The organism is Mesorhizobium sp. M7A.F.Ca.CA.001.10.2.1 (assembly GCF_003998575.1).
GTDB lineage: Bacteria > Pseudomonadota > Alphaproteobacteria > Rhizobiales > Rhizobiaceae > Mesorhizobium.
On record NZ_RZQY01001385.1, the window covers coordinates 1 to 415 of the forward strand.

Below are 415 nucleotides of genomic sequence, written 5' to 3' on the forward strand. Positions count from 1 at the left end.
GCACAAGTACAGATAAAGGTATAGCTCAATTCATTCAATACACTAAAACGAACTTGCCAATTGTAGGTCAAATTTTTGGTAATGTGTTTAGTGGTATTATCAGTCTGTTTAGTGCTTTTAGTGGTCATTCACATAACGTACTAGTAGGCATGCAAGGTGTAACACAATCGTTTAAAGATTGGGCGGCGAACTTAAAGAACACAGAAGGTTTCAAAAACTTCTTAAACTACTTAGTGTCGAATAGTCCGGCTGTTTGGCAATTACTAAAAAATATTGGATCTATTATTGTAGGATTAATTAAAGGTATGGCACCAGTTGGCGCAGTAATGTTAAGAATAACTACTGCATTGACAGGGTTTATCGCTAAAGGTGCTACAGCTAACAATACAATGGGACTAATGACAGGTGTCTTAAC

1 protein-coding gene is annotated in these 415 nt (G+C 36.4%); it reads left to right on the forward strand.

The genetic code is table 11. The annotated features are described in order from the left end of the window. A partial coding sequence (locus tag EN964_RS37215) for a hypothetical protein (protein ID WP_373565091.1) occupies positions 1-415 on the forward strand: 415 nt, incomplete at both ends.